The sequence below is a fragment of the Kineococcus haloalkalitolerans genome, from assembly GCF_050871905.1.
Classification (GTDB): Bacteria; Actinomycetota; Actinomycetes; order Actinomycetales; family Kineococcaceae; genus Kineococcus.
The window spans coordinates 1-4,418 of record NZ_JBJLSH010000092.1 but is presented as its reverse complement, the minus strand read 5'-3'; the positions used below and the strand labels follow the sequence as shown (position 1 = coordinate 4,418).

Annotated in this window: 5 protein-coding genes; 3 read left to right on the top strand and 2 right to left on the bottom strand. The window is 77.7% G+C overall.

Annotated elements, in window-relative coordinates:
• Window positions 1-136: 136 nt before the first annotated feature.
• Window positions 137-358: a helix-turn-helix domain-containing protein gene (locus tag ACRYMY_RS19515; protein WP_369052162.1), complete on the bottom strand. Its 222-nt coding sequence runs from the start codon at window positions 356-358 to the stop codon at window positions 137-139.
• Between the two features lie 130 nt (window positions 359-488).
• Window positions 489-2,087: an ABC-F family ATP-binding cassette domain-containing protein gene (locus ACRYMY_RS19510; RefSeq protein WP_432548874.1), complete on the bottom strand. Its 1,599-nt coding sequence runs from the start codon at window positions 2,085-2,087 to the stop codon at window positions 489-491.
• A gap of 97 nt (window positions 2,088-2,184) precedes the next feature.
• Between ACRYMY_RS19510 and ACRYMY_RS19505 the strand changes: the two genes are divergently transcribed.
• Genes ACRYMY_RS19505 through ACRYMY_RS19495 form a run of 3 tightly spaced genes read left to right on the top strand, consistent with a single transcriptional unit; the run spans window position 2,185 to window position 4,314 of the window.
• A complete protein-coding gene (locus ACRYMY_RS19505; protein WP_432548873.1) occupies window positions 2,185-2,826 on the top strand; it encodes a biotin transporter BioY in 642 nt (213 codons plus the stop codon).
• A 43-nt stretch (window positions 2,827-2,869) separates the two neighbouring features.
• Complete coding sequence (locus ACRYMY_RS19500) at window positions 2,870-3,547, top strand: energy-coupling factor ABC transporter ATP-binding protein (protein WP_432548872.1); 678 nt, start codon at window positions 2,870-2,872, stop codon at window positions 3,545-3,547.
• The gene (locus tag ACRYMY_RS19495) at window positions 3,544-4,314 is read left to right on the top strand and encodes an energy-coupling factor transporter transmembrane component T family protein (RefSeq protein ID WP_432548871.1); all 771 of its coding nucleotides are present in this window, start codon (window positions 3,544-3,546) and stop codon (window positions 4,312-4,314) included. Before ACRYMY_RS19500 ends, ACRYMY_RS19495 begins: the two co-directional genes overlap by 4 nt.
• The last annotated feature ends 104 nt before the right edge of the window (window positions 4,315-4,418 follow it).

Sequence of the window (4,418 nt, the reverse complement as noted above, 5' to 3'; positions counted from 1 at the left end):
GTGCGGGGGCGGGCCTCGCGGGGGCGGGGGGGCGCGCCCCCCCCCGCCGCCCCCCCCCCCCCCGGAGGGACCCGGGCCGTCGGCGACGAGCGGCCGGGTCCCCGTGCCCGCGGGCCGGGCGGCCCGCGGTCGGCGGTCAGCTGCTCGCTGCCCGCCGCCCGCGGGTCGCCCCGCCCCTGCTGCGCAGCGCCACGTCGCTCTCGCTGAGCAGCCGGTGCACGAACCCGTACGAGCGTCCGGACTCCTCGGCGAGCGCCCTGATGCTCTTGCCCTCCGAGTAGCCCTTCGTCAGCTCCGCGGCGAGCTGCTCACGCTCCGCACCGCTCAGCCGGGTTCCCCTCTTGACCGTCTCGGCCACAGTGACCTCCCTCGTGCCGTCCGACCCGTCGTCCGGCCACGACCATGGTCACCACCACGGGCCACATCGGCCACTCGACACGTCGGGCGGGCTCGCGGCGCGCCCGGGACGCAGCCGCGGCGCGCGCGGCTCAGGCGAGCGCCACCAGCTCCGCGTAGTCGTCGTTCCACAGGTCCTCGACGCCGTCGGGCAGCAGCACGACCCGCTCGGGCGAGAGGGCCTCCACGGCCCCCTCGTCGTGGGTGACGAGGACGACGGCGCCCTCGTAGTGGCGCAGCGCGTCGAGGATCTCCGCGCGGCTGGCCGGGTCCAGGTTGTTCGTCGGCTCGTCCAGCAGCAGCACGTTCGCGCTGGAGACGACCAGGGTGGCCAGCGCCAGGCGCGTCTTCTCCCCGCCCGAGAGGACGCCGGCGGGCTTGTCGACGTCGTCGCCGGAGAAGAGGAACGAGCCCAGCACGGTGCGCACGCGGGTGTCGTCCAGGTCCGGCGAGGCCGAGCGCATGTTCTCCAGGACCGTGCGCTCGTGGTCGAGCGTCTCGTGCTCCTGGGCGTAGTAGCCGACCTTCAAGCCGTGCCCGGGCACCAGCTCGCCGGTGTCGGGGTCCTCCACCCCGCCGAGCATGCGCAGCAGCGTGGTCTTGCCGGCGCCGTTGAGGCCGAGGATGACGACCCGGCTGCCGCGGTCGATGGCCAGGTCGACGCTGGTGAAGATCTCCAGCGACCCGTAGGACTTCGACAGGCCCTTGGCGGTCAGCGGCGTCCTGCCGCACGGGGCCGGCTTCGGGAAGCGCAGCTTGGCGACCTTGTCCTGCACGCGGGCCTCCTCCAGCCCGCTGACCAGCCGCTCCGCGCGCTTGGCCATGTTCTGCGCGGCGACCGCCTTGGTCGCCTTGGCGCGCATCTTGTCGGCCTGCGCCATGAGGGCGCCGGCCTTCTTCTCGGCGTTGGCGCGCTCGCGCTGGCGGCGCTTCTCGTCCGTGTCGCGCTGCTTGAGGTAGTTCTTCCAGCCGACGTTGTAGACGTCGATGCGGGCGCGGTTGGCGTCCAGGTGGAAGACGCGGTTGACGACGACCTCGAGCAGCTCGACGTCGTGGCTGATGACGACGAGGCCGCCGGAGTACCCCTTCAGGTGCTCGCGCAGCCAGGTGATCGAGTCGGCGTCCAGGTGGTTGGTCGGCTCGTCCAGCAGCAGCGTCTCGCTGGCGGAGAAGAGGATGCGGGCCAGCTCCACGCGCCGGCGCTGCCCGCCGGACAGCGTGCGCAGCGGCTGGTCCAGGACCCGCTCGGGCAGGTTGAGGTTGCTGCAGATGCGCGCGGCCTCGCTCTCGGCGGTGTAGCCGCCCAGCGCCACGAACCGCGCGTCCGCCTTGGCGTAGCGGTCCATGGCCCGCTCGCGCACCCGCTCGTCGTCGGAGGCCATCTCCTGCTCGGCGCGGCGCAGGCGGGTCAGGACGTCGTCCAGGCCGCGCGCGGACAGGATCCGGTCGCGGGCCAGGGTGTCCGGGTCGCCGGCGCGCGGGTCCTGGGGCAGGTAGCCGATCTCGCCGCTGCGGGAGACGGTCCCGGCGGCCGGCTGGGTCTCCCCCGCCAGCACGCGGGTCAGCGTGGTCTTGCCCGCGCCGTTGCGGCCGACGAGGCCCACGCGGTCACCGGGCGCGACACGGAAGTCGACGCCCTCCATGAGGAGCCGGGCACCCGCCCGCAGTTCGAGGCCGGACGCGACGATCACGAGGGCAGGCTCCAGCGGCACGTGGTGGGGGTGGGGGACACGGTGCTCCAGTCTAGGGCGGCGGAGGGGGCGGCTCCGTCGGATATGTTCGGCGCCCGTGAGCCCCCTGCTGCGCCGCGCGGCGCGCCGCGACACCGCCCCCGCCCCCGCCGGCGTGCGCCGGCCCGCCTCCGCCGGCACCGACGTGGCCCTGGTGGCCGTCTTCGCCGCGCTGGTGTGCGCCCTGGCGATCACCCCGGCGCTGCAGATCGGCGGCTCGGGCGTGCCGATCACCCTGCAGACGCTCGGGATCATGCTGTGCGGGGCCGTGCTGGGACCGTGGCGCGGCGCGCTGGCCGTGCTGCTGTACCTGCTGCTGGGCTTCGCGGGCGCCCCCGTGTTCGCGCAGGGCGCCAGCGGGCTGGGCGTGCTGGCCGGGCCCAGCGCCGGCTTCCTGCTGGCGATGCCGCTGGCGGCGCTGGTCATCGGCGCCGTCGTCCGCGCCGGGGTGCGCGCCGCCCACCGGACCCGCCGCGGCGTCCTGGTGCCGCTGTCGCTGGTGGCCGGCTGCCTGCTCGGCGGGATCGCCGTCGTGTACGCCGGCGGGATCCCCGGCCTGGCCGTCAACGGCGGGATGCCGCTGGACGTGGCCGCCGGCCTGTCGCTCACCTTCCTGCCCGGGGACCTCGTCAAGGTGGCGCTGACGGTGCTGGTGGCCGCTCCCGTGCACCGCGCCTTCCCGCGCCTCCTGGACCGCTGACCGCACCGCCGAGCCGGCGCGAGCACCCGTCCCGGGCGCGCGCGTGATCCGGCTGGACGCCGCCGCCGTGCGCGCCGGTGAGCGGGTCGTGCTGCACCCGACGACGCTGGAGCTGACCGAGCGCTCGATCGCGCTCGTCGGCCCCAACGGCTCCGGCAAGTCGACGCTGCTGCGGCTGCTGGACGGGCTGGTGCTGCCGTCGGCGGGGACCGTCGAGGTCGACGGGCTGTCCCCCGAGACGGACCTGGCGGCGCTGCGCCGGCACGTCGGCTTCGTCTTCCCCGACCCCGACGCCCAGCTGGTCATGCCCACCGCCGCCGAGGACCTCGCGCTGTCGCTGCGCCGCGCGGGGGTGCCGCGGCGCGAGCGCGACGCCCGCGCGCGCGCCCTGCTGGCCCGGGCCGGGCTGGGGGGGCACGCCGACGCCCCCGTGCGCGAGCTGTCCTCCGGGCAGCGGCAGCTGCTGGCCGTGACGGCCGTCCTGGCGGTCGGACCGGCCGTGCTGGCCTGCGACGAGCCGACGACGCTGCTGGACCTGCGCGCCGCCCGGCGCGTGGCCGACCTGCTCCTCGCCGGACCGGCCCGGCTGGTCCTGGCCACCCACGACCTGGCGCTGGCCGCCCGCACCGAGCGGGCCCTGTGGCTGGAGGAGGGCCGGGTGGTCGCCGACGGGCCCGCGGACGAGGTGTGCGCCGCCTACGCCGCCACCGCGGGCGCGTGAGCGGGCGCTCCTCCCTCCGGCCCCCCCGGTGGTGGCGCGCCCGGCGCCGGGGCCTGGACGCGGCCCCGAGCCTGCTGGGCCACCACGTGCCCGGCTCCTCGGTCCTGCACCGCGCCCCCGCGGGCCGCAAGCTCGCCGGGCTCGCGCTGCTGGGCCTGCTGCTGGGCCTGCTGCGGCTGGCGGTCCCCGGACCGCTCGCCGCCGGCGCGACCGTGGCCCTGGCCGCGCTCGTCGCGCTCGTCGCCCGCCGCTGCGGGCTGCCGCGCGCCTGGGCGCTGCGCCGGGTGCGGGCGGTGTGGTGGCTGCCGCTGCTGCTGGCCCTCGTGCAGCTGTGGCTGGGGCGGCCCTGGCACGCCGTGGCCGTCCCGGCCGCGCTGGTGGCCGCCCTGTGGGGCGCGGCGCTGCTGAGCGCCACCACGCCCCTGCCGGTGCTCCTGGACGCCGTCGTGCGCGGGGCGCGGCCGCTCGCGCGGGTGGGCGTGGACGCCGACCGGGTGGGCCTGGCGCTGGTGCTGACCCTGACGAGCGTGCCGGTGGTGCTCGGCCTGCTGGAGCAGTCGCGCGCGGCCGCCGCCGCCCGCGGCCTCGGCCGCGACCCCCGCGCCCTGCTCGTGCCCGCGCTCCTGCGCACCGTCGCCCACGCGCACGCGCTGGGCGAGGCGCTGGCGGCGCGGGGCCTGGACGAGCCCGGCAGGGGCGAGCCGGACCGGGCGGAGGACGACGGGCAGGACGACGGGGAGGACCACGGGGGTACCGGCGCCCCGTGAGGGGTCCGGACGCGCGAGGGGGGGGGGGGCGGGTGGGGGGGGGGGGGGGGGGGGCGCGGGGGGGGGGGGGGGGGGGGGGGGGGGCGGGGCCGCGGAGGGGGTTG